The organism is Bradyrhizobium sp. LHD-71, from assembly GCF_031157255.1.
Taxonomy (GTDB): domain Bacteria; phylum Pseudomonadota; class Alphaproteobacteria; order Rhizobiales; family Xanthobacteraceae; genus P52-10.
This window is the reverse complement of sequence record NZ_JAVIFX010000004.1, coordinates 230,882-254,619: the sequence shown is the minus strand read 5'-3', so window position 1 is coordinate 254,619 and position 23,738 is coordinate 230,882. Positions and strand designations below refer to the sequence as shown.

The 23,738-nt window shown below is 62.8% G+C and carries 21 protein-coding genes and 1 tRNA gene; 13 read left to right on the top strand and 9 right to left on the bottom strand.

The window, feature by feature from the left end:
• The first annotated feature begins 373 nt into the window (after positions 1-373).
• The 6 genes from RCO31_RS05765 to RCO31_RS05740 are packed head-to-tail and all read left to right on the top strand — an operon-like array spanning position 374 to position 5,400.
• Positions 374-1,597, top strand: a complete 1,224-nt coding sequence (locus tag RCO31_RS05765) for an ABC transporter substrate-binding protein (protein ID WP_308967280.1) — start codon at positions 374-376, stop codon at positions 1,595-1,597.
• Positions 1,598-1,601: 4 nt separating this feature from the next.
• Positions 1,602-2,360, top strand: a complete 759-nt coding sequence (locus RCO31_RS05760) for an ABC transporter ATP-binding protein (RefSeq protein WP_308967279.1) — start codon at positions 1,602-1,604, stop codon at positions 2,358-2,360.
• Positions 2,357-3,088 carry an ABC transporter ATP-binding protein gene (locus tag RCO31_RS05755; protein WP_308967278.1) on the top strand — a complete coding sequence of 244 codons (732 nt, stop codon included), beginning with the start codon at positions 2,357-2,359 and terminating at the stop codon, positions 3,086-3,088. Before RCO31_RS05760 ends, RCO31_RS05755 begins: the two co-directional genes overlap by 4 nt.
• Complete coding sequence (locus tag RCO31_RS05750) at positions 3,088-3,948, top strand: branched-chain amino acid ABC transporter permease (RefSeq protein WP_308967277.1); 861 nt, start codon at positions 3,088-3,090, stop codon at positions 3,946-3,948. Before RCO31_RS05755 ends, RCO31_RS05750 begins: the two co-directional genes overlap by 1 nt.
• On the top strand, positions 3,945-4,859 hold the full coding sequence (locus RCO31_RS05745) for a branched-chain amino acid ABC transporter permease (RefSeq protein WP_308967276.1): 915 nt from the start codon (positions 3,945-3,947) through the stop codon (positions 4,857-4,859). Before RCO31_RS05750 ends, RCO31_RS05745 begins: the two co-directional genes overlap by 4 nt.
• A gap of 16 nt (positions 4,860-4,875) precedes the next feature.
• Positions 4,876-5,400: a carboxymuconolactone decarboxylase family protein gene (locus RCO31_RS05740; RefSeq protein ID WP_308967275.1), complete on the top strand. Its 525-nt coding sequence runs from the start codon at positions 4,876-4,878 to the stop codon at positions 5,398-5,400.
• 20 nt (positions 5,401-5,420) lie between these two features.
• Here RCO31_RS05740 and RCO31_RS05735 read toward each other — a convergent pair whose 3' ends face one another.
• On the bottom strand, positions 5,421-6,788 hold the full coding sequence (locus RCO31_RS05735; RefSeq protein ID WP_308967274.1) for an LLM class flavin-dependent oxidoreductase: 1,368 nt from the start codon (positions 6,786-6,788) through the stop codon (positions 5,421-5,423).
• A 222-nt stretch (positions 6,789-7,010) separates the two neighbouring features.
• On the opposite strand from RCO31_RS05735, the gene RCO31_RS05730 reads away from it, so the two are divergent.
• On the top strand, positions 7,011-7,766 hold the full coding sequence (locus tag RCO31_RS05730; RefSeq protein ID WP_308967273.1) for a hypothetical protein: 756 nt from the start codon (positions 7,011-7,013) through the stop codon (positions 7,764-7,766).
• Here the strand turns inward: RCO31_RS05730 and RCO31_RS05725 are convergent.
• Positions 7,756-8,325 (bottom strand): hypothetical protein, encoded by a 570-nt coding sequence (locus RCO31_RS05725; RefSeq protein ID WP_308967272.1) that lies wholly within the window; start codon positions 8,323-8,325, stop codon positions 7,756-7,758. The genes RCO31_RS05730 and RCO31_RS05725 overlap by 11 nt on opposite strands.
• Positions 8,326-8,439: 114 nt before the next feature.
• On the opposite strand from RCO31_RS05725, the gene RCO31_RS05720 reads away from it, so the two are divergent.
• Complete coding sequence (locus RCO31_RS05720) at positions 8,440-9,519, top strand: phospholipase (protein WP_308967271.1); 1,080 nt, start codon at positions 8,440-8,442, stop codon at positions 9,517-9,519.
• 872 nt (positions 9,520-10,391) lie between these two features.
• Here the strand turns inward: RCO31_RS05720 and RCO31_RS05715 are convergent.
• The 4 genes from RCO31_RS05715 to RCO31_RS05700 all read right to left on the bottom strand — a co-directional run bounded on the left by RCO31_RS05715 (position 10,392) and on the right by RCO31_RS05700 (position 15,065).
• A complete protein-coding gene (locus RCO31_RS05715) occupies positions 10,392-11,204 on the bottom strand; it encodes an enoyl-CoA hydratase (RefSeq protein WP_308967270.1) in 813 nt (270 codons plus the stop codon).
• 121 nt (positions 11,205-11,325) lie between these two features.
• A complete protein-coding gene (locus RCO31_RS05710; protein ID WP_308967269.1) occupies positions 11,326-12,126 on the bottom strand; it encodes a xanthine dehydrogenase family protein subunit M in 801 nt (266 codons plus the stop codon).
• Between the two features lie 16 nt (positions 12,127-12,142).
• The gene (locus tag RCO31_RS05705; protein ID WP_308967268.1) at positions 12,143-14,488 is read right to left on the bottom strand and encodes a xanthine dehydrogenase family protein molybdopterin-binding subunit; all 2,346 of its coding nucleotides are present in this window, start codon (positions 14,486-14,488) and stop codon (positions 12,143-12,145) included.
• Positions 14,489-14,579: 91 nt separating this feature from the next.
• Complete coding sequence (locus RCO31_RS05700; RefSeq protein ID WP_308967267.1) at positions 14,580-15,065, bottom strand: 2Fe-2S iron-sulfur cluster-binding protein; 486 nt, start codon at positions 15,063-15,065, stop codon at positions 14,580-14,582.
• A gap of 629 nt (positions 15,066-15,694) precedes the next feature.
• On the opposite strand from RCO31_RS05700, the gene RCO31_RS05695 reads away from it, so the two are divergent.
• The 4 genes from RCO31_RS05695 to RCO31_RS05680 all read left to right on the top strand — a co-directional run bounded on the left by RCO31_RS05695 (position 15,695) and on the right by RCO31_RS05680 (position 22,057).
• Positions 15,695-17,737, top strand: a complete 2,043-nt coding sequence (locus tag RCO31_RS05695) for a HAMP domain-containing methyl-accepting chemotaxis protein (RefSeq protein ID WP_308967266.1) — start codon at positions 15,695-15,697, stop codon at positions 17,735-17,737.
• 344 nt (positions 17,738-18,081) lie between these two features.
• Positions 18,082-19,578 carry an MFS transporter gene (locus tag RCO31_RS05690; RefSeq protein ID WP_308967265.1) on the top strand — a complete coding sequence of 499 codons (1,497 nt, stop codon included), beginning with the start codon at positions 18,082-18,084 and terminating at the stop codon, positions 19,576-19,578.
• Between the two features lie 8 nt (positions 19,579-19,586).
• Positions 19,587-20,399 carry a trehalose-phosphatase gene (gene otsB, locus RCO31_RS05685; protein WP_308967264.1) on the top strand — a complete coding sequence of 271 codons (813 nt, stop codon included), beginning with the start codon at positions 19,587-19,589 and terminating at the stop codon, positions 20,397-20,399.
• A 203-nt stretch (positions 20,400-20,602) separates the two neighbouring features.
• Entirely contained in the window at positions 20,603-22,057 is a 1,455-nt protein-coding gene (locus RCO31_RS05680; protein WP_308967263.1) for a trehalose-6-phosphate synthase, read from the top strand.
• Positions 22,058-22,073: 16 nt separating this feature from the next.
• Here the strand turns inward: RCO31_RS05680 and RCO31_RS05675 are convergent, their stop codons facing one another.
• Positions 22,074-22,361, bottom strand: a complete 288-nt coding sequence (locus RCO31_RS05675) for a hypothetical protein (RefSeq protein WP_374991426.1) — start codon at positions 22,359-22,361, stop codon at positions 22,074-22,076.
• A 228-nt stretch (positions 22,362-22,589) separates the two neighbouring features.
• Between RCO31_RS05675 and RCO31_RS05670 the strand changes: the two genes are divergently transcribed.
• A tRNA-Ser gene (locus RCO31_RS05670) sits at positions 22,590-22,679 on the top strand.
• Positions 22,680-22,697: 18 nt separating this feature from the next.
• Here the strand turns inward: RCO31_RS05670 and RCO31_RS05665 are convergent.
• Positions 22,698-23,144 (bottom strand): universal stress protein, encoded by a 447-nt coding sequence (locus RCO31_RS05665; RefSeq protein ID WP_308967262.1) that lies wholly within the window; start codon positions 23,142-23,144, stop codon positions 22,698-22,700.
• Between the two features lie 56 nt (positions 23,145-23,200).
• Positions 23,201-23,590: a hypothetical protein gene (locus RCO31_RS05660; protein WP_308967261.1), complete on the bottom strand. Its 390-nt coding sequence runs from the start codon at positions 23,588-23,590 to the stop codon at positions 23,201-23,203.
• Positions 23,591-23,738: the final 148 nt, after the last annotated feature.

Genomic DNA, 23,738 nt, shown 5'->3' with positions numbered 1-23,738 from the left:
GTTGCCGAAAACGCCGCAGTGCTCGATCAGGTGGAGAATGTTGTTTCCGCCCTTTGTGCGCGTATCAGTGTTTGCGGCCTGAGCCATTTTCCTGTTCTCGCACCTCGAAATTGTGCCGCCCCCGCGGAAAAACAATTTCCCTTGAATTGCGTTTTGTGCAATTTTTTCTCTGCGGCCGCGGGGCTGGAAACCAAGAAAAACTCCCCTGGAAAGCTGTATTGACAAGCGAGGATGGCCGCGAGACGGCATTCTCGTGCATCCGTTCAAAGGCGTTTTTCGAACGGACCTTAGACCCCTCAACGCGAGGCATGGATCGGCGTCTGCGGGTTGCAGATGCTTCCGGTTTGCCCGTGACATGCCCCTGGAGATGATCGTGCTGAACTCTTCGTTTTTTCCGCGCCGTTTTCTGTTGGCCGCCTCCGTGGCGATGGCCGCCGCGCTTGCATGTCCAGCCATCGCGTCCGCTGAAGAGGGGCCGGTTCGCATCGGCCTTCTGGCCCCGCTGACCGGTACCGGCGGTCCCTACGGGCAGGAAGAGGAGCAGGCGGCGCGCGCCGCGGTAAAGATCATCAATGATGCCGGCGGCGTGCTCGGTCGCAAGCTCGAACTCGTCGTCGCCGACGATGAATCTCAGCCGACCGCAGGCGTCGCCGCCGCGCGCAAATTGATCGACGTCGACAAGGTCGTGTCGATCGGCGGCGTGTGGAGCAGCGCCGTGGCACTCGCCATCAAGCCGATCGTACTCGAAAAAGGCGTGCTGCTCAGCACCGTCGGATCTGCCGACGAAATCACCGATGGCGACAACAAGCGTCTGGTCTGGCGATTCCAGACCAACGGCAAGAGTTGGGGCGAAGGTTTTAGCAAGGCGATGGTCAAGGACGGCGTGAAGTCGGCCTCCATTCTGGTGCTGCAGACGCCGTTCACCCAGAGCACCATCCAGCCGTTCCGCAAGGCGTTCACGGAGGCGGGAGGCAAGGTGCTGGACGAGGTCTCCTTCAATGCCGGTCAGCCATCCTACCGTACTGAAGTCGAGCGCATCTTCGCCAAGAAGCCCGATGCCGTGTTCGTCGCGGCCTATATCAACGAGCTCAGCGCGATCGCGAAGGAAGCGTTCCGCTCGGGCTATGAGAGCAAGATCTATGCGTTCGGCAACGCCGCCGGCAGCAATGGCCAGTTCGTCAAGAACGTCGGGGCCAATGTCGCTGAAGGCGTGGTCTGGACGCAGCAGGTCCCGGTTGGCAAGTCGGTTGCCTACAGCCGCTACCTGAAGGAAATCGGCAAGCCGGAAGGCACGATCATGACCTTTGGAGCACAGGTGTTCGATCAGATCGTGCTCACCGCGCTCGCCATCGAGAAGGCGAAGAGCACCGATGCGACGAAGTTCGGCGGAGAATTTCCCTCGCTCGTGAATGGTGATGCGCCGTCGCTCGGCGATCCCGCCGAGGCGCTGAAGGCACTGCGCGAGGGCAAACCGTTCCGCTATGCCGGCGCGGCTTCGGACTTCCGCTTCGCCGACAACGGCGACCAGACCAATCTCAGCTACGGTCACTTCGTCATCAAGTCGGGTGAGAGCAAGCTGCTCGGCGAGATCCGCTGAGGCGATGCTTGAGGCCAACGACGTCAGCGTGATTTACGAAGGCGGGTTCACTGCGCTTGCTGGCGCGTCGGTGAAGCTCGCCTCCGGTGCGGTCACGGGCCTGATCGGCCCGAATGGCGCGGGGAAATCCACGCTATTCGGCGTGCTGGCCGGTGCGGTCCGGCCGGCCAAAGGCGAGGTGCGTCTGGCCGGCGAGGCGGTGACCCATCATGGCCCGGTTTGGCGCGCGCGCCGCGGTCTGGCGCGGACATTCCAGCTCTCGCGCGAGCTCGCGAGCCTCTCCGTTGTGGAGAATGTCCTCGTTGCCAAGCCGCAGATGCGCGGCGAGCGGCTCATGTCCCTGCTGCTGGCGCGTCGTGCGGTCTGGCAGGAAGAAGAAGCGGGCCTCGACAAGGCACGGGCGCTGCTCCAGCGCGTCGATTTGTGGAAGCTGGCGGATGCGCCGGCCGGGACGCTGTCCGGCGGCCAGAAGAAGCTTCTGGAGATCTGCCGTGCCTTGATGCTTGATCCGCGCATCGTGCTGATGGACGAGCCGAGTGCGGGCGTCAATCCGACGCGGATCAGCGAGATCGTCGAGTTCGTGCAAGCGCTGCGGCAGGAGGGGACGACCTTCGGTCTCGTCGAGCACAATATGGGCATGGTCCGCGCGTTGTGCGATCACGTCTATGTTCTTGCCGAGGGCCGGGTTCTTACCCAAGGCCGCTTTGACGACGTGATTACCGATGAGCAGGTCGCATCGGCGTATCTGGGGGCGCAGGCATGAACGGGCCTGCCGCCGGACTGGAATTGCGCGACGTGGTCGCCGGCTATGGCGGCCAGCCGATCCTGCACAGCATCAGCTTTTCCGTGCAGCCGGGCGAGAGGCTGGTGGTCGTCGGCCCGAATGGTTCCGGCAAATCGACGCTGATGAAGACGGTCGTGGGACTGCTGCGGCCGATGTCCGGCGCGGTGCGCCTCGGTGGTGCCGACGTGACCGCACTCGGCGCACCCGCGCGGGCCGCGCTCGGTCTCGCTTACATACCCCAGGAAACAAACATCTTTCGCAACATGACCGTGCTGGAAAACCTGCACGTCGGTTACGAGTTCGTTGCGCCCTCCAAAGGCCCGACCTTTTCTGAACGGCTCGAGGCGGTGCTCGGCCTTTTTCCCGAAATTCGCGTCAAGCTGCGCAGCACTGCGGGTCATCTCAGTGGTGGCCAGCGGCAGATGGTGGCGATGGCGGCGGCGCTGATGCCGAAGCCAACAGTACTGGCTCTTGACGAGCCATCAGCGGGGCTGTCGCCGCGGAATGCCGGGCTCCTTTTCGAGGTTATTGGCCGGGTTGCGGCGTCCGGCGTGACGATGCTGATCGTGGAGCAAAACACGCAGCTCGGTCTCGGCGCCGCCGATCAAGGTATCGTTCTGGTCAATGGCCATGTCCGTCTGGCTGCGCCGGCCATGACGGTGCGCACCGATCCTGAGATTCGCCGCCTCTATCTTGGTGGCGTCTAGTGGGTCAGCTTCTCGTCAACGGCATCGTCGCCGGTTTGCTGCTCGCGCTCCCCGCGCTGGCACTCTCGCTCACGTTCAGCGTGCTGCGTTTTGCTAATTATGCCATCGGCTCCTACCTCACATGCGGCGCCTATCTCGTCTATATCGGCAACGTGGTCCTCGGCATGCCGCTCTGGCTTGCTGCGGGCGCCGGCGCAATCCTGTTCGCTGTGCTGGCGGTCGCTATCGACTGGCTGGCCTATCGTCCGCTGCGCGACCGGTCTGGCGTGACGCTGCTGGTCGCCTCGATGGGAGTCGCGATCGCACTGGAGAACGTCATCCGCTTCTTCGCCGGCAATTCGCCGCGTGCTTACGATGTCGCCGTCGCCCGGCCAATCCGGCTCGGCGACGTCCGCCTCAATCACGAACAGCTCACAATCCTGATGGTGGTGATCGTTGCGCTTGCCGTTGTGTGGATCGTGTTTCGCTTCACGCGGCTTGGCCGGATGATGCGCGCTGTGGCCGACAATCCGGATCTTGCGGCTGTGCGCGGCATCACGCGCTCGCGCGTGGTCGCCTGCGTCTGGCTGATTTCGGGCATTTTGGTTGCGCTGTCGGGTGTTCTCGTCGGTCTCGACGCCAATATCGAACCGCAGATGGGCTGGACCTATCTCCTGCCGGTCTTCACCGCCACAATCCTGGGCGGGATCGCGAACCCCATGGCGGCTGTCGCCGGTGCGTTGACGCTCGGCATCGCCGAGGAATTCGCCACGCTGGTGATGCCTGTGCACTATCGGATGATCGTGACGTTCCTTGTGATGGTTGCGCTGCTCCTGCTGCGGCCGTGGGGCCTGTTCGGAACACGGTGGGTGACGAAATGACGGCCTATCTGATCGCCACGCTCACAGTGGTGGCCATCGCTGCGCTCGTCGGCCTTGCACTCAATCTGCAATGGGGCATGGGCGGGCTGGTGAATTTCGGCCTGTTCGGCTTCTACATGCTGGGCGCCTATATTGCCGGCTTGCTCACCGTTCAGGGCGCTCCGCCACTGGTCGCGCTCGCTGTGGCGATGATTGGGGTCGCTGCGCTCAGCGCGGTCAGCGCACTGATCTCGGTGCGGCTCTCGGAGGACTACCTCGCCATCGTCACGCTAGGCTTCGCCGAGTGCTTGCGGCTTGTCATCAGCTATGAGGGTTGGCTGACCCGCGGCATGCTGGGTGTTACTGGCATCGAGCGGCCGTTCCAGAATCTTTGGCCGCGCGGCTTCGCCGATATCGGCTTTCTCGCAATAGCGCTGTTCGCGGTGCTCATCGTCTATGCGACCCTGCAGGGATTGGCGCGTTCGCCATTCGGGCGCCTGGTGCGCGCTACGCGCGACGATCCGGGCGTGGTGGAGGCGCTGGGCAAGTCGGTGCTCAACGTCCGCGTTCGGGTCTTTGCGGTGGGCGGCGCCATTCTCGGTCTCGCCGGCGGTTTGCACGCCTTCTATTACACGTATATCGACCCGACGCAGTTCGGGCCGATCATCACCGCCTATGCCTTCATGGCCGTGGTGGTGGGCGGGCGCGGCAGCAATCGCGGCGTTCTTGTCAGCGCCTTCACGCTGATCTTCCTGCTTGAAGGTAGCCGCTTCCTGGTCGACTATGTTCACGGCCTCGGTGCGTCCGAACTCGCAGCAATCCGGCTTTTCATTGTTGGCGTCGGACTTGTCGTTCTACTGATATTCAAACCCGATGGCTTCGGCCGCGAGCCGCGCTCGACGCTCGCAGCCAAGTCATCGTCCAGTCTCTGATACCAGGAGTTCTATCATGGCTCGCGTCAGCCTTCGCCGCAGGGACGATCTTCCGGAGCATCTTCGGCCGCTGTGGGATCGCATGACCACCTATGGTCCATTCGAAACGCAGGCCGGTGCGATGGCCAATCGGCTGCCGATCTTCGAGCATATGTGGCGCCTGCTCACGCAACTCGCCGACGAAGGGGTGCTGCAGAAGCGTTACCTTGAACTCGCAATCGTCGCCACGTCGCTGGTCAATCAATGCGAGTTCTGTGTCGCCCAGCACTCGCCCAAGCTTGCGGTGGAAGGTATCTCTCCGGCAGGTGCGGCCAATCTGCTCGACTGGGAAAAGCATCCCGAACTGGACGAGGTCGACCGGCTGGTTGTCGAATATTCGATCGCCGTGACGGGGAACTGGAACCGTGTTCGCGATGCCATGTTCGACCGGTTGCGCGCGCATTTTAGCGAAGCGCAGATCGTTGAACTGACTTGGCGCATCGCTCTATGCGGCGCTTTCAACCGCTTCAATGACGTGCTGCAGGTCGAAGTCGACGTCTGAGTACGACGAGCACCTGTCCGTTACGCAGGTTGCCGATACTGCGCTGCCGGGTGGCTCGCCGGCAGCAGTGCTGCAGTTCCGGGAAACAGCTTCTCGCGCAGCGTGCCGCTGCGATAGGCAGTCTTGTAAAGGCCCCGCGACTGCAGTTCGGGGACGACGAGATCGACAAAGGCGGTGAGCGACTCCGGCGCCACCAGGCGGACGAGGTTGAAGCCGTCGATGTCGGTTTCGCGCGCCCAGTCGGCGAGTTCGTCGGCGACATCGTGCGGGGAGCCGACCACGAAGGGCGCCCGCGCGCCGGCGGCGCTCAATGATGCGAGATCGCCGATCCGCATCGGCACGTCGCTACGCTTGGTCAGATTTTCCACCATCGACTGGATGGCGTTGCTTTCGACATATTGGAGCGCCTGGTTCGGCTCGAATTTCGCGAAATCGATACCGGTCCAGCCAGACAGCAATGCCAGTTGGCCGCGCTGATCGACATGACGGCTGTATTCTTCGTGCAAATCCTTCGCTTCGCCGCGTGTCGGCGCGACGATGATGTTGAGGCCTGCGAACAGCTTGATGTCATGGGGCGCGCGCCCGAAATCCTTGGTCGCCATGCGGATCGCACGCACCGTCTCGGCAAGTATCGGCTTGGTCTGGCCGTTGAGGAAGATCGCCTCGGCGTGTTTCGCAGCCAGGGCACGGCCGCGTTTCGATGCACCGGCTTGATAGAGCAGGGGTGTTCGTTGCGGCGAAGGCTCGGACAGGTGAATGCCGTGGACACGATAGCGCGGGCCGTCGTGATGGATCGCGTGCACCTTCGCAGGATCGGCGAATACGCCGCCGGTGCGATCGCGCCGCGCCGCGTCCTGCGCCCAACTGCCTTCCCAGAGCTTGTAGGTCGCGGTCAGAAAGTCTTCGGCGACGTCGTAGCGGTCGTCATGGGCGCGGCTCGCGTCGAAGCCCATGCCGCGTGCGCCGCTTTCGAGATAGCCGGTAACGATGTTCCAGCCGATACGCCCCTGCGTCAGATGGTCGAGCGTCGAGAAGCGACGCGCGAAGTGATAGGGATGATCCAGCGTCAGATTTGACGTAATTCCGAATCCGAGATGCTTCGTGACCAGCGCCATGGCAGAGACGAAAAGCGTTGGATCGGCATTGGGAATCTGCACGCCGTGCTGGATCGCGGTGTCCGGGCTGTCGCCGAATACGTCGTAGACGCCGAACACGTCTGCGAGAAAAATGCCGTCGAGCAATCCACGCTCGGCCGTTTTCGCAAATTCGACCCAATACTCCAGCGAGTTGTATTTGATCGATGCATCCCGTGGATGCGACCACAGGCCGGCCCAGTTGTGGCTCGGTGCCGTCATGTTGAACGCGTTGAAGCTGAGTTCTCGTTTCAAGTGTCATCCGCTCATCTGTCGCAAGCCAAACCCGCCGTTGCGACGCATTGTTCACAAGATATTCTGTGGCGGGCGGCAGCCTTGGAACTTATCATTTCGAGCTTATCATGACGGGGGCGAATCAGCAGCGGCGGCGGATTTGGCAACGAACATGGCCTTCAGGCGCGGCAGGAAGAACATTTGGCGAGGGCGGCTTCGATCTGATGGCCGCGGCGTGAACAGATGAGCACTGAAGTCTTCGCGCCGGGCGGCTACCGCTACATTCCGGGAGTGTTTCAATATTCCGGTGGCGTCGCCGCGCAGCCCGGTTTCGGCATCGAGCGCATCCGCTTCCGCCGCCCGCTCCCGCTGATGGAGGGGTTTCGCCGGATCGAGGCGATCATCGCCGATGCCGGCCGGCCGATGACATCTTTCTGCGCGTGCGAGCTGCGTTCGCCGGAGCCGTTCAGCGAAGCCGGCTTCAAGGCGTTCAATGAGCACTATGTCGGCACGCTCGCCGACTGGGGCGTCTATGACCCGTCGCGCAAGGTCAATCCGGTCGCCCGCTCGAATGTCTGTCCAGAGGTTCACAAGCCGGCCGAGCCGTCGTTCCACGCGTTTGCCTTTACCCGTCCGGCATCGGAGGTCGCGCCGAGCTTCGTCATTTCAGGCAGCGGCGAAGCGCCGGAAGGCAGGGGCAGCTATGGCAAGTTCATCGTCCGGCCAGGCGACACCTCCGCAGAAGGGATGCGCGACAAGGCGCGCGCGGTGCTCGGTGAAATGGAGCGACGGCTGCGCCTGCTCGGGTTTTCCTGGCGCGAGGTGACCGCGGCCCAAGTCTACACGGTCTATCCCGTCCATTCGTTTCTGGCCGATGAAATCGTGCGCCGTGGTGCGGCAGAGCACGGGATCAGCTGGCACTTTTGCCGTCCGCCGGTCAAAGGCCTCGATTACGAGATGGACTGCCGGCACGTCGGCGTGGAGCACGTCATCGATTAGGACTACCGGGTTGCGACCAGCCGACCTTCTGCAGCACGATCTGCGCCAGTTCTGTCGGTGACTTGTCGTCGGTCGGTACGACGATGAACGTGCCCGGCGGTTCGCCTGACATTCGCTTGAGTTGACGAAGCGATCTGTGCACCTGCTCATCGCGTCCGGAACCGATCTCGCGCTGGTCGAGCCGTTTCGCAAGCGTGGATTCCGAGCCCAGCAGGCGAATCGCGGTGATCCTGCCGCCAGGAATTGCCGACAAGATCCATTGGCGATCGAACTGGAGGTGCATCATGACACCCGACATGACGAGCCGTGTGTGTCCCAGTGCATGGTAAGTCTCCCACATCGCCGCAAGATTGAGAGCGCTGACATCGGTCGTTCCCGGCCGCAGCACCGATAGCTCCTCGGCAGTTGGGCGGGGAAACACGCGGTCCAGTTCATCGGTTTCGATCACGACGTGCGGCATGTTGGCCGCGGCAAGCTGCGCGCCGATCTCCCAGCAGACCGTTGACTTGCCGATTCCTGCGGGGCCGGTGATCAACAGAATTTCGACCGCGTCCTGCATTCCCTGCGACCGCTTGTGAGACCTGTTGCCTTATTCGCGCTAGTGTCTCGGTTATAACGTTCGCATACGAGATTGGCGCAAAGTGATGCGAGCGTTAGAATCGGGATAGTAGCCATGACTGACACCGCCGTCGACGATATCGTCGCGTTGTTGCCGCCGCTGTTGCAATCGATCGACGCGCTGGCGTTCGTTGCGCGTTATTTCAACCCGGCCGATTATGACTCTGTACTGGAGGCCGCCGGCCACCCCGACGCAGCCTTGCGCGACGTGCGGTCGCGGCTTGGCGACTGGCCGGAGCGGCTTGGCCACGTCCGCATCGCCCTCGAGGCGGCAAGCGATGCGGCGCTCGCTGCGTTCGACGGTCTGCGCGGTGCAACGGCGCAGCCGGAAGGACTGCGTGCTGCGTTCCGCGCGTTGCGCCAGGCGTCGTGCGCACAGGAGGCGCTCTATCCGCTTGCGGCGACGCTGCCGCCGGTCAGTCAGTTCTTTCTCGATCCACCCATGCGCGATGACGCGGATCTGCTGGCGCGTCTCGACGGCGTGAAGGGCGGCCAGGATATCGGTGTCATGCATGTCGACAACGAGCCCGGCAGCCGCGGCGGCTTCTCGATGTACGTGCCGGAGTACTACACGGCCGAGCGCGCCTGGCCCCTGGTGATGGCGCTGCACGGCGGCAGCGGCAATGGACGAGCGTTTCTCTGGAGCTGGCTGCGCGACGCGCGCAGCTACGGCGCCATCCTGGTCTCGCCGACCGCAACCGGCGGCACCTGGGCACTGATGGGCGACGATACCGATACGCCGAACCTTGCGCGCATCCTGGATCTGGTGCGCGAACGATGGAATGTCGATGCGAACAGGCTGCTTCTGACCGGCATGAGCGACGGAGGTACTTTCTCTTACGTGAGCGGGCTCGAGCCGCGCTCGCCCTTCACTCACCTTGCCCCGGTCTCGGCCTCGTTTCACCCCTTCCTGGCGGAAGCCGCGGATCCCGAACGGCTGCGCGGTTTGCCGATCCATATCGTGCACGGCGCGCTCGACTGGATGTTTCCCGTGCAGCTCGCGCGCCAGGCTGAGCGGTTTCTCGCGGCTGCCGGCGCCAGCGTCACCTATTCCGAGATCGACGATCTCAGCCACGCCTACCCACGCGAGATCAACGCAACGTTGCTGAAGTGGCTGAATGACAGTGGTGCGTAGTGAATGGTGAGTAGCACTTCGTCATTGCGAGCCGCGAAGCGGCGCGGCAATCCAGTCTGAGCCTGCCGCAACCGCCGCGCTGGATTGCTTCGCTGCGCTCGCAATGACGAGCGAGGCGATACGCACAGGATGTTCACAGGCGAATTCGTTTTTTCCGAAATTACTCTTGCGTCTTCACGGAGCCAGAATATCCTCCTCCCGTCCCGCTTCCAACGGAAGCGGCGCGTCGCGGTCGTCTTATCGATGCGGAGCGGGATGCGGTGGCCGTTACGATGCCGGGCCATAGGCGAGCGAAGCGACGCCGTTCTTCGAACGGCTATGGAAAGCGCCGGAGAAATCCGTGTGATGCCCGAAGGCAATCAAGACGCCGGTACGACGGACGGACGGTCCAGGTGCATGTCCGGGCGACAGTTCGCACGAACCGGGCGAAGCCAGCGAAAGTGGCGAGGCCTGGGGACATGCAGCAAGCCGTGCAAGAACCATCGCGTGCGGAGCGCAGGCGTTGAGCCTCCTCCGTGGCTTGCCGTATGCCCCAAAGGCATACGGCCGCCGTGTGCCTTCCAAAGCATACGGCTGCCGTGTGGTCCAAAACCACACGGCGCCGCGGGCGCGGTGAAACGCCCTTGCGTTCCGCACAGCCCTTCGGGCAAGGGACGGCACAAGACGACCGGCAAGCCCCAGGCCGGACAAGAACAGGGGGCGACGATGCACGTCTGTAGCCCGGATGAGCGGAGCGAAATCCGGGAGCTGACGACACGTCTCACCCGCATGTCGCTTCGCTCATCCGGGCTACAGGTCACAGGCTGTTTGACAATTGAATAAGGCTCATCGCCCTGGCCCGCCGCGCCGAAGCCCGTGAGGGCGAAGGCGGGTCATCTCCCCGTGAAGGCCGGTGGGCGCTTCTCGACGAAGTGGCGGACGCCTTCCTTGAAGTCCTCGCTCGCAAGGCTCAGCGCCATCTCGTGATCGGCAAGCTCCATCGCCTCGTCGAGCGATTGCATGTGCGTCGCCCAGAGCTGCTTCTTGATGACGCCGAGCGAGCGCGGCGAAGACAGCTCGCTCAGCTCCTTGGCATAGGCGAGGGTCGCGGCCATCAGCTCGCTCGTCGGATAAACGCGATCCACCATGCCCAGCCGCAGAGCCTCCGGCGCCATGAACTTCCGCGCCGACAGCAGCAGGTCGGCGGCGGCCGAATGTCCGACCAGGCGCGGCAAAGTCCAGCTCATGCCGTGCTCGGCGATCAGGCCGCGCCGCGCGAAGGCGGTGGTGAACGAGGCATCTTCTGCGGCAAATCGCATGTCGCAGAACAGCGCAAAGCAGAGGCCGAGCCCGGCACAAGGGCCGTTGATCGCAGCGATGATCGGCTTCGGAACCGCGGGAAAGTAGGTGTTCTTGCGCTGGAAATCCTCGCGCGAGTGCGGGTCGAACGGCGCGTCGACGGGCTCATCGAGCCGGCCGGCGCTGGAAATGTTCGACAGCCGTTTCATATCGGCTCCGGCGCAGAAGCCGCGTCCCGCACCGGTCAGAACGATCACACGCACATTGCTGTCGTCAGTTGCCTGGCGCATGGCCTGGCGCACCTCGTTGCCCATCACTGCGGTCCAGGCGTTCAGGCTCTCCGGACGGTTGAGCGTGACGATGGCGACGTGGCCGGTGGTCTTGTAGTCCACTTCGGTGAAGGACACGGTTCTCTCCCTGGTGCGTTTTTCTCGCGTGCGCAAGATAATGCCACCGGAGGACAGACGATCAAGGCTGCCGGAGCGACCGGCAGCCGTGTGTTTTCTGAAGCGGTGTCGGCGCCGGCGATCAGCTGGCGGCTGTGACCGCCCGCTGTGCCATCACCTTGATCAGGTTCGCCCGATAGGCGGCGGAGCCGTGAATGTCCGCGGTCAGTCCGTCATCTGGAATACGAAGATTGTCGAGCGCCGACGGCGACCAGTTCGCCTTCAACGCCTGCTCGATCGCGGCAACGCGCATCACGCCGTTCTGCGATGCGCCGGTTACCGCCGCGCGAACGTCGCCCGCCTTCGTTTTCGCGACGAACACCCCTGTCAGGGCAAAGCGCGACGCGGGATGTGGGAACTTCGCATAAGCCGCCTGCGCCGGGATCGGGAAGGTGACGGCGGTAATGATCTCCCCGTCATCGAGCGCCGTCGAGAACAGGCCCTTGAAGAAGTCGTCTGCAGCGATCGATCGCTTGTTGGTCGTCACCGAGGCATTGAGGGCGACCACGGCCGCCGGCAAGTCCGCCGCGGGATCGTTGTTGGCGATCGAACCGCCGATCGTGCCGCGATAGCGCACGGCCGGATCGCCGATCGTCGACGTCAGGTTGCTCAGCGCGGAAATTACCTTGCGCACCTGTGCGTTGTTGGCGATGTCGTAATAGGTCGTTGCGCCCTTGATCGTCACGGCGTCCGCGGAGACGTCGATGCCGACGAGCGAAGGGATTTTTGCCAGGTCGATCACGTCCGACGGGGCGGCAAGTCGCTGCTTCATCACCGGGATGAGCGTGTGGCCGCCGGCGAGATATCGCGCATCCGTGCCTTTCGTGAACAGGCTTGCGGCTTCCTCGACACTTGAGGGGCGATGATAGGTCGTCGCGTACATTGTCCTCTCCCCCTTCTTAAGCGTTTGCGTGAATCGCGGCCCAGACGCGGTCCGGCGTCGCGGGCATTTCGATCTTCTCGGTGCCGATCGCATCGGTGATGGCGTTGATGACCGCCGCCGAGGCGCCGATCGCGCCGGCTTCGCCGCAGCCTTTCACGCCGAGGGGATTGCCGGGGCAGAGCGTCGTCGTGTGGGACAGCTTGAACGATGGCAGGTCGTCGGCGCGCGGCATCGAGTAGTCCATGAACGACGCGGTGACGAGCTGGCCGCTCTTGTCGTAGACGGTGCCTTCGAGGATCGCCTGGCCGATGCCCTGCGCGAGCCCGCCATGCACCTGTCCCTCGACGATCATCGGGTTGATCAGACGCCCGAAGTCATCGGCGGCGACGAAGTTGACAAACGACGTCTTGCCGGTGCCGGCATCGACCTCGACTTCGCAGATATAGGCGCCGGCGGGGAAGGTGAAGTTGGTCGGATCGTAGAACGCGCCTTCCTTCAGGCCGGGCTCCATGCCCGGCGGCAGGTTGTGGGCAGTGTAGGCGGCCAGCGCGACATTGGCGAATGCCATCTGCTTGTCCGTGCCGGCAACCTTGAAGTTGCCGTCCTCGATGACGATGTCGTTCTCCGACGCTTCGAGATGATGCGAGACGATCTTCTTCGCCTTGGCCTCGACCTTCTCCAGCGCCTTCACGATCGCCGAGATGCCGACGGCCGCGGAGCGCGAGCCGTAGGTGCCCATGCCGAACTGCACCTTGTCGGTATCGCCGTGGATGATCGACACCTGGCTGATCGGAATGCCGAGCCGATCGGCGACCACCTGCGCGAATGTCGTTTCGTGGCCCTGGCCGTGGCTGTGCGAGCCGGTGAGGATCTCGATGGTGCCGACCGGATTGACACGCACCTCCGCGGATTCCCATAAGCCGACGCCGGCGCCGAGGCTGCCGACCGCCTTCGATGGCGCGATGCCGCAGGCCTCAATGTAGCAGGAGAGGCCGATGCCGCGCAGCTTGCCTTCCTTCTTCGCCTTGTCCTTGCGCGCTGCGAAGCCGGCATAGTCGATCGCCTTCATGGCCGCCTCCAGCGAGGCGTGGAAATCGCCGGCGTCATAGGCCATGATCACAGGGGTCTGGTGCGGGAAGCTGGTGATGAAGTTCTTCCGCCGCAGCTCGGCCGGGTTGACCTTGAGCTTTCGCGCCGCGGTTTCCATCAGCCGTTCCAGAAGGAAGCTCGCCTCGGGTCGGCCAGCGCCGCGATAGGCGTCGACCGGCGTGGTGTTGGTGTAAACGCCGATCACCTCGCAATAGATGTTCGGGATGTCGTACTGGCCGGACAGCAGCGTGGCGTAGAGATAAGTCGGCACCGACGACGAGAACAGCGACATATAGGCGCCGAAGTTCGCGTGGGTCTTTACCTTGAGGGCGATGATCTTGTTGTCCTTGTCGAACGCCATCTCCGCCTTCGACAGGTGATCGCGGCCATGCGCGTCGGTGAGGAAGGCTTCGGTGCGGTCGGCGGTCCATTTCACCGGCCGATTGACCTTCTTCGACGCCCACAGCGCCACCATCTCTTCCGGATAGATGAAGATCTTGGAGCCGAAGCCGCCGCCGACGTCGGGTGCGATCACCCGCAGCTTGTTCTCGGGCGCGATATTGTAGAAGGCGGAAAGCACGAGGCGTGCGACATGCGGGTTCTGCGACGTTGTATAGAGCGTAAAATGCTCTTCGGCGCTGTCATAGCTCGCGATCGCGGAGCGCGGCTCCATCGCGTTCGGCACCAGGCGGTTGTTGGTCAGTTCGATCGAAACGACGTTGGCGGCTTTCGCCAGCGCGGCGTCGGTGGCCGCTTCATCGCCGAGCGACCAGTCGTAGACGATGTTGCCGGGCGCCTCGGGGTGAAGCTGAGGCGCGCCCGAGGCGATCGCGGCGCGGATATCGGCCACCACCGGCAGCTCCTCGTAAGTCACGTCCACTTTCTCGGCAGCGTCCCGGGCGAGATTCTTCGAATCGGCGATTACCACGGCGACCGCCTGGCCGACGAAGCGCACGAGCTCGGGCGCCATGGCGGGGAATGCACCCATCTTCATCGGTGAGCCGTCCTTGGAATGGACCATCCAGCCGCAGATCAGGTTGCCGATCTTGTCGTCGACCAGTTCCTTGCCGGTGAGGACCGCGACGACGCCCGGCATCTTCATCGCTTCGGACGAGTCGATGGCCTTGACCTTGGCATGCGCGTACGGGCTCCGCACGAACTGCGCATAGGTCATGCCGTGCAGGCGGATGTCGTCGGTGTAGCGGCCACTGCCGGTGATGAAACGCTTGTCTTCCTTGCGCGCGACGCTGGCGCCGATGCCTTCGATGCCCATGGTGACGTCTCCTTCGGGACCGCTTTTTCGCGCAAGTGGCGCGCGGCGGCCATGTTGATGAGGTGTGCGAAGCTTAAGAACGCGCCGCGGCTTATTCGGCCGCTTGCGCGACCTTCATGCGGCCGGCGGCGTCAAGGACCGACCTGACGATGTTGTGGTAGCCGGTGCAGCGGCAGATGTTGCCTTCGAGTTCGTGGCGCACCGTCGCCTCATCTACCGAGCCGCCGTGCCGGTTAACGATGTCGATGGCGCTCATGATCATCCCGGGGGTGCAGAAGCCGCACTGCAGGCCGTGATTGTCGCGGAACGCGGCCTGCATCGGATGCAGCTCGTCGCCCCTGGCGATCCCCTCGATGGTGGTGACGTTCGCGCCGGCGGCCTGGCCGACCAGCACGGTGCAGGATTTCACGGCGCGCCCGTCGATGTGCACGACGCAGGCCCCGCACTGGCTGGTATCGCAGCCGACGTGGGTGCCGGTCAGTCCGAGATGATCGCGCAGGAACTGAACGAGCAGGGTGCGGTCCTCGACATCGCCGGAAGCAGGCTTGCCGTTCACCATCAGTTTGACTGCAGGCATACTGTATCCTCCCCATGACTCTTAGAATTATTATTGTTCGAAGTAGGCCTCGGCCCCGACGTTATTTCAATTGGAATTTTGGCGGAGCGCCTGAGTTCGGGCCTCCCGGCCTCTCAAGCGCGGTGTGTGCGGAAAATCCGCAGGCAGCCATCCTGTCCCAGTCGCAAGGCGCAATGGGCGTGCTGCGCCAATGCGCAGCATGCGTTTGAAAAAGCTGGCTGATTCTAGCGGGACGCCACTGCGCAAGGACGCAGGTGACGTCGGTCATTGAACGACGGGGCGGGGCTTTCGCCAACCGCAAGTCAGGGAAAGAGCTGCAGACAATAAAATGTGGCTTCTGCGGAATCGAGCGGCGCGATTGGCCCGCATGAAAGTGTGCGAGCTGGTCGCCCAATGGCCGATCTCGCGCCCTGCGGGGCGGCAATCCTCGGGACGCCGACAAAATTATGGCAAGGCGGTCATGATTTACGGCCCATTATCGATTTTCGCCTAATTTGAGGCATTCGCGTGCCGGTCGTCTCACTCCTTACCGAATCCTTAATCGAGTGGCCTCGGTCGTTGTTGCGCGGAGCCAGGGCATCGCGAAGCGATGTTCCGCGGACGAAAGCAAATTGAAACAGGACTACAGAATGTCTCCCTTCAATCGCATCCGGCTCCCCCAGTCCAAGCTGCTGGCCAACCTCTCGATCAGAACCAAGATCATGACCGGCTTTGCGCTGGTGCTGATCCTGTCGGCGGCGAGCGTCGCGGTCGCGTATCTGGGTTATGACAAGGTTTCATCGGGCTTCTCGGCCTATCGCACGAGCGTCGCCGAAGGGGTGATGGCCCGGACGATCGATCGCGAGGTGACGGCCTATCAACTGGCCGCGCGCTATTACATCGTCACCGGCGACGAGACCGACGCCACCAACGCGATGGCTGCGGAAGGTGACCTGCGGGATGCCATCGACAGGGCCTCGCGTGACATGAAGGACCACGCGCGGCGCGAGGCGATCATCGTGCTGTCGCAGAAGTTCGAGAATTTCACCAAGGTCTTCGGCCGCGTCCTCGATCTCAAGCGGGACAATTTCCGCCATGCGGCCAACGAGTTGCAGCGCGGTGGCAGCATGCTGCGCCAGCGTCTCGAAGACCTTGCGGACACAGCGACCCTGGCCGACATGGGTGGCCTGCAGACCGGCGCCAAGGAAGCGGGCACCCAGTTCGTCGCCGCCGCGGCGAACGTCAATATGTTCGTCACACGCCATGATCACCTGACGGCCAACGGCGCCGACAGCCGGCTGAAGATGATCGAGACGACATTGACGTCGCTTCACACCGACGACGACAACATCAAGAAGAAGATCACCGCGATCACCGATCAGCTCTCGATCTACCGCAAGGCTTTCGCCGCGATCGTCGAGAACGCGAAGAAGATCGAGGGTCTGGTCAAGGAAATGTCGTCACTGGCCGACGCTATCGTCAAGGACGCGGAAACGATCAAGATTTCATCGACCGCGGACGAGCGCCGCATCCAGGGCGAAACGGAATCGCTTGTCAGCGGCACGCAGCAGTTCGTGCTCAGCTTGACGGTCGGTGTCACCATCCTCGGTGCGGTGCTGGCGGTGCTGATCGGTGGCGGCATCTCGCGGCCGATCGTCTCGCTCTGCAAGTCGATGCGTGAACTCGCTTCGGGTCAGTTCGAGGTGGTTCTGCCCGGCCTTGGCCGCAAGGACGAGATCGGCCAGATGGCGAGTGCGGTCGAGGAGTTCAAGATGCAGGCGATCGCCAAGGCCGAGCGCGATACCGCGGAGCAGGAGGAGAAGAACCGCGTGACCGCAAGTGCACGGCGGACCGAGCTGATCCGTTTTGCCGATGACTTCGAAAATGCCGTCGGCGCGATCGTTGGCAATGTTGCGACGTCAGCGACCCAGCTCGAGTCGGCCGCCGGCACGCTGACGCGCACGGCAGAGACGACGCAGGGCCTTTCGGCGACGGTGGCCGGCGCATCGGAAGAGGCGTCGAACAACGTGCAGTCGGTGGCGAGCGCGACGGAAGAGCTTTCGGCTTCGGTCGAGGAAATCGGGCGTCAGGTGCGCGAATCGAGCCGCATCGCCGAAGGCGCCGTGGTGCAGGCGCAGGAGACCGACACCCGCATCGGCAAGTTGTCGAAGGCCGCACAGCAGATCGGCGACGTGGTCAAGCTGATCAATGCGATTGCCGAGCAGACCAACCTGCTGGCGCTCAATGCGACGATCGAGGCGGCGCGCGCCGGCGAAGCCGGCCGCGGTTTCGCCGTCGTCGCTTCCGAAGTGAAATCGCTGGCAAGCCAGACCGCGAAGGCCACCGACGAGATTTCTTCGCACATTCTCGGCATGCAGCAGGCCACGCAGGAATCGGTCGTCGCCATCAAGGAGATCGGCGAGACCATCGGTCGGGTGTCGCAGATCGCCTCGCGAATCGCGGCATCGGTCGAGCAGCAGAGCTCGGCGACCCAGGAGATCGCGCGCAACGTCCAGAGCGTCGCGGCCAGCACCCAGGACGTCGCCGGCAACATCGTCCAGGTCAACCGCGGCGCAACCGAGACCGGCGCAGCTTCGGGTGACGTGCTCAACTCGGCGCAGACATTGTCTACCGAAAGCACGCGCCTGCGTCAGGAACTCGACCGCTTCATGGCGAACGTGCGCGCTGCCTGAAGACCCGCATTGCTTTAAGCGGGGAACGAGTTCCCGCTCTGAGTGTTAACGTACAGCAAAGGCGGATGTACCCTTTGCGTCGATAAGGCCCGGGACGTTTCGTTCCGGGGCTTATCGTCTTTTGTTTTTTTGCGCTTGCACTCGGGGCTTGCGCGCTCGCGCGCGTGCGGCGTCCTGCATAGCGAGATCGTCTGCAGCCTCGGCGCTGGTGGAGTGGATTGACCTTCGTTGCCGTTGCGAATGCGTGCGACTGTCAACTTGGTGTCTCCACCGAAGACTATGTTGCTGGTGTTCGACGCTGACATTCGCAAAGATGTCGGTGTCGCACGCCAGTTGAGGAGCGAATGACGGTACCGATCGAAGCACAGCAACGCGAGGGGATCTCAAGCGAGGCCTTGTCCGATGCGGAGTCTGCCGGACGCACGGTCGAAACCGACATTCCCGCGCGGCTCGACCGGCTCGGCTGGGGCAAGTTTCATACGCTCGTCGTTGCCGCGCTTGGCGTCACCTGGATCCTTGACGGACTCGAGGTGACGCTTGCCGGTGCGCTTTCAGGCGCGTTGAAGGACAGCCCGACGCTTCGGTTCAGCAACGCCGACATCGGCATTGCCAGCAGCGCCTATCTTGCTGGCGCGGTGCTGGGCGCATTGTTCTTCGGCTGGTTGACCGACCGGATTGGCCGCAAAAAGCTGTTCTTCGTGACACTCGCCGTTTACCTCGCCGCGACTGCCTGCACGGCCTTCTCGTGGAACCTGGCCAGCTTCGCGCTGTTCCGCTTCCTGACCGGCGCCGGTATCGGTGGCGAGTACACGGCGATCAACTCCACCATCCAGGAACTGGTGCCCGCGCGCTATCGCGGCTGGACCGATCTCGTCATCAACGGCAGCTTCTGGATCGGCGCCGCGATCGGCGCGGTGCTCGGCATCGTACTGCTCAATCCGGCTGTCATCGATCCGGAACTCGGATGGCGGGTCGCGTTCTTCGCCGGTGCCGCGCTCGGCCTTGTCGTGTTTCTGATGCGGTTCTGGATTCCGGAAAGCCCGCGCTGGTTGATGATCCATGGTCAGCCGGCGCGCGCCCTGGCAATCGTTGCAGACATCGAGCGCGGGGCGACGGTTCATCGCGATGCGGCGACAGACGCGAAACTGCCGACGATCCGCCTACGGATGCGCACGCACACGCCGCTGACCGAAGTCGCGCAGACGCTCGTCAGGTTGTATCGAAGCCGCACGATCCTGGGTCTTGGATTGATGACGGCGCAGGCGTTCTTCTACAACGCGATTTTCTTTACCTATGCGCTGGTACTGACCGATTTCTATGGCATCGCCGCCGATCATGTCGGCTGGTACCTGTTGCCGTTCGCTGCTGGCAACTTCCTCGGGCCGGTGCTGCTCGGACGTCTGTTCGACACGCTCGGCCGGCGCGTGATGATCACCTCGACCTACTTCGTCTCAGGCGCACTGCTTGCGATCTCCGGTTATCTTTTTTCGATTGGCGTCTTGAGCGCGCAGACGCAGACGATTGCCTGGATGGTCATCTTCTTCTTCGCATCGCCCGCGGCGAGCGCGGCCTACCTGACGGTGAGCGAAACGTTCCCGCTCGAAATCAGGGCGCTGGCGATCGCGATGTTCTATGCGGTCGGCACCGCCGTCGGCGGCATCGCCGGTCCCGCGCTGTTCGGCGTCTTGATCGACACCGGCTCGCGGATGAGCGTGTTCGGTGGATATCTTCTTGGGTCGGCGCTGATGATCGGCGCGGCCTTTCTCGCATGGCGGCTCTGCATCGACAGCGAACGCAAGCCGCTGGAAGATGTTGCGCGGCCGTTGGCCGCGGTGGAGTAGGATGCAGAATGTCTGATACCTCTGAAATCGAACGACAGGAGTCGAGGAAGAAGGGCGCCGTGCCCGTACCGAGCGCGATCCTTCCTCACCTCGACAAGTGCGCGCTGCTGTTCGACATCGACGGAACGCTGATCGATCTCGCGCCGACGCCGGATGGAATCTACATCCCACCCGATCTGGCGCCGCACCTGCAGGAATTGTGGCGGTTGACCTCGGGTGCACTTGCGCTCGTCAGCGGCCGAACGATCCTCGACGTCGACCAGATCATGAAGCCGGTGAAGCTGCCGGCCGTGGGCGGGCACGGCGCGGAAATGCGGCTTCTTGCCGGCGGCGAGGTGCAGGCCGTCCAGGTGCGGCCGCTCGATCCGCACCTGAAGAAGCGATTCACGGCGATCGGCAATTTCAGTTCCGGAATTCTGATCGAGGACAAGGGCTACTCGCTGGCATTGCATTACCGCCTCGCGCCGCATGCGGAGCAGCACATCTTCGATTCCGTCGCGGCCATCCGCGCCGATCTACCCGAAGCGCCGATCGAGGTTCTCAACGGCAAGTTCGTCGTCGAGATCAAGCATGAAGGGTTTTCGAAGGCGACCGCAGTCCGCCACTTGATGCAGCAACCGCCCTTCATCGGTCGTCGACCAATATTTCTCGGCGACGACATCACCGACGAGACGGTGTTCGGGATCATGCCGGATATCGACGGCATCGCCTATTCGGTCGGGCGCAAGGCTCAGGGGGTCGCCGGCCACTTCGATGCGCCGCAGGACGTGCGTGATTGGCTGGCGCTTATGATTAAAGATCAGGCACTGCGCGTTCGATAACGATCGGCATTTTCTTGGTACGCTTTCGTTCCACAAATTTCAGCAGAACGTCCGTTATCCTGAATTTCATTGCAATATGCGGCGATGGAACCGGTTCCCGTCGGCTCGACAAATCCGCGATTCAACTCAAATAAGTGATCACCGAGGAACCATATTGATGAACAGCCGTTTATCTCCCACTCAAAATATGGGAAAAAAGATACGTGAACCTCGTCGTCGTCTCAAACCGTGTTGCACGCGCTAAGGCGAATGAGCCCATGACCGGCGGGCTCGCGGCGGCGCTGCTACCTGTCGTCGAAAAGTCCGGCGCGATCTGGGTCGGATCAAGCGGTCGCTTGTCGCCGCGCGCCTATGGTCCGGTGAACATGGAAGTCCAGTCGCTTGGCGCGGGCGCTCTCGCGCTGCTCGATATGCCGGCTGCGGACTACACTGGCTTCTACGAAGGCTTCGCGAATTCGGCGCTTTGGCCGGCGCTGCATTCGCGAAGCGATCTCATTCGCGTGTCGGATGAAGATTATAAGGCATACAGGCGCATCAACGCCTTCATGGCCCAGGCGCTGCTGCGCTTTCGCAAGGCCGATACCGCCTTCTGGATCCAGGACTATCATTTCCTTGCACTTGGCGAAGAGCTCAGGCGGCTCGGCGTCACGCAGCGGGTCGGCTTCTTCCTGCACACGCCGTGGCCGGCCGTATCTGTCGCCGTCGGCGTCCCGCATCATCGCCAGTTGGTCGAGGCGATGCTCGCCTACGATGTCATCGGTTTCCAGACCGAGGATGATTGCGCGCATTTTGGCGACTACCTGCGCGAGGAACTCGGACTTGCGGTTAAGGACGGCGTCATCAGAACATCTCGCGGCGTCTCGCGTCTCGCCGTTTTCCCGATCGGCATCGATGTGGCGGGGTTTGCCGCGCAGGCGGCGAAAGCCACGACCCATCCCGAAGTATCGCGCTTGCGGCTTTCGCTGCGTGGGGAAAAGCTGGCGATCGGCGTCGATCGCGTCGACTATTCGAAGGGGCTGATCAACCGGATCAATGCGTTCGACCGGTTGCTCATGAACAACCCATCGTTGAAGCGCGCGATTTCGCTCTTGCAGATCGCGACGCCGTCGCGCGACGCGATCGAGGCCTATGGTCGCCTGCAGGCCGACCTTGCGAGGCTCGTGACCGACGTCAACGGCCGGCATGGCGAGCCGGACTGGATGCCGATCCGCTATCTCAACAAGGGATACGGTCACAAGGTACTGTCGGGTTTCTATCGTTCGGCGCATGTCGGCGTGGTGACGCCGTTGCACGACGGAATGAACCTCGTCGCGAAGGAATACATCGCCGCGCAAAATCCGGACGACCCCGGCGTGCTGGTGCTCTCGAAATTCGCAGGTGCTGCGAACGAGCTGGACGCAGCGCTGCTGGTCAACCCCAATGACATAGATGGGGTCGCGCGCGCGATGGCCGACGCGCTGTCGATGTCGATCCTCGAGCGGCGCGAGCGGTGGACGGCAATGATGAACCGCCTGCGCAAGCACACGATCCATCAATGGTTCGCCGACTTCCTGTCGTCGTTGGAGGACATGCCGGTTCGCCCTGAGCTGCCCGCGCCAGAGCAACGGTCCTCGCTGCAACTCGCGGCGACCAACGGGCGCTCACGCCAGATGCACTAAGATCCGGTCCGGGTCCCTAGCAATACGACACGCCATCGACGATCCCACCGCGCGTCTTGTTGGGCGCGGTGGGATCGTCGAGCGGCATCGAGCCCTTGCCTGTGCCGACGAACACGCCCGGTCCGACACGGACCGACGACTTGTTGCCGATAATGACGCTCGGGTGCGGTGTGGCAGAGTGCGAACGGGTGCCGTCGGTCCAGATGATGACGTGCCGGCGAGGATACCCTGGCGACCGTCCTCGCAGACCACACTGCTGCCGTCGCGCCGGCAAGCCTGCGCCGAAACGGGCGTGACGTCGCAAAGCGTCAGCGCCGCGAGCAGGATCATCATGCGTCTTATACTCATAGTCTCGGCTCCGTGATGCTGGCGCTTGGCCCGGCCGGGGAGGTACGCGTCTTCACCGTGCCAGCGACAGGCGGCCAATTTCCGTCCGATTTGCAAACTTTTCCATGTACTTGCGGAAAAACGCCGGCGGGTCCAGATAGGCGCTTGCAAAAGCCGGCTGTCACATTAGAGGTGGCGGCACGCGGGAGAGGTGGCCGAGTGGTTGAAGGCGCACGCCTGGAAAGTGTGTATACGGGAAACCGTATCGCGGGTTCGAATCCCGCTCTCTCCGCCAGTCCTGGAAGTTACCACCTCAAGGGACCACTGTTACCGGGCAGTGCGCCTTGTTAACCACTGTCCGGGACACGCTGCCCACCAGCAATTCCGACAGAACTCCTATCCCCCGTCTACCCATCACGATCAGGTCGGTTCCTTCCGCCTCGGCGGTGCTTACGATCGTTGCCGCAGGATCGCCATGGCGCGAGATCGCTCGGACATCCGAAACACCCGCCTGCTTCGCGCGTTCGGCGGCGCTCTCCAAGATCTGCTCAATCAAAACGCGTCTTGCCGCACTGACGTCCCCTTCGAGGTGAGCTAATCGGCGAAGGTCGTCGCTGAGCAGTCCTCTTGATGAGGTAAACACGACAAGTTTGCATTTGCAGCTTGCCGCAATGGCGGAAGCGACTGCTTCAGCCCGCCGTGCGTTCGCCGAACCATCCGTCGCAACAAGCACGCCCCTAATGGTTACAAGTTGATGCATGTCGGCTCAATTCAACGGTCCACTGCCAGTGAGCATGTCACAAACTGCAGAAGGGTTCAAAGCGAGCGATGTTGCGTCAGACAGCTCGATGCAACGCAGCAGCATGAGCCGAGTTGCGAGGCGTCGCTCATTGCATGCGCGGCCGTAAGGGCCTGCCCGTTCGTGTCCAATTGCGCCATGCCCAACAGCAGGTGACCATTGCACTTGCCGAGATCGGCGGTGCCCACGCAGAATTTGACGGTGCCGGCAGGCCCCGCTGCGCCGCCCGGTCCCGCGCCTTGCGCGACTTTGGCCGTCAGTGTCACGATCGTTTCAGCTGCCTGCGTTCCTGTCGGCGTGACCGTCAAGTCCGTGTTGGTCTGCGCAGGCGCGGCCTGCGCCGCCGGAATCGCCAAGGACAGTGCGACCATTGTTGAAATCATCGATGCTGGGGAAAAAGCGCGCATGACGTTCTCCTCGGATTACATGAGCACGCAGCGGTAACACACACCCGATCACTTTCAAGATCACGTCTGAATGGAAAGACAATAAGCAAAACGCAAATCGATATCTGATCCCCGTTAGATGGCTTGCGATGTTCTCCAGCAAAAACAA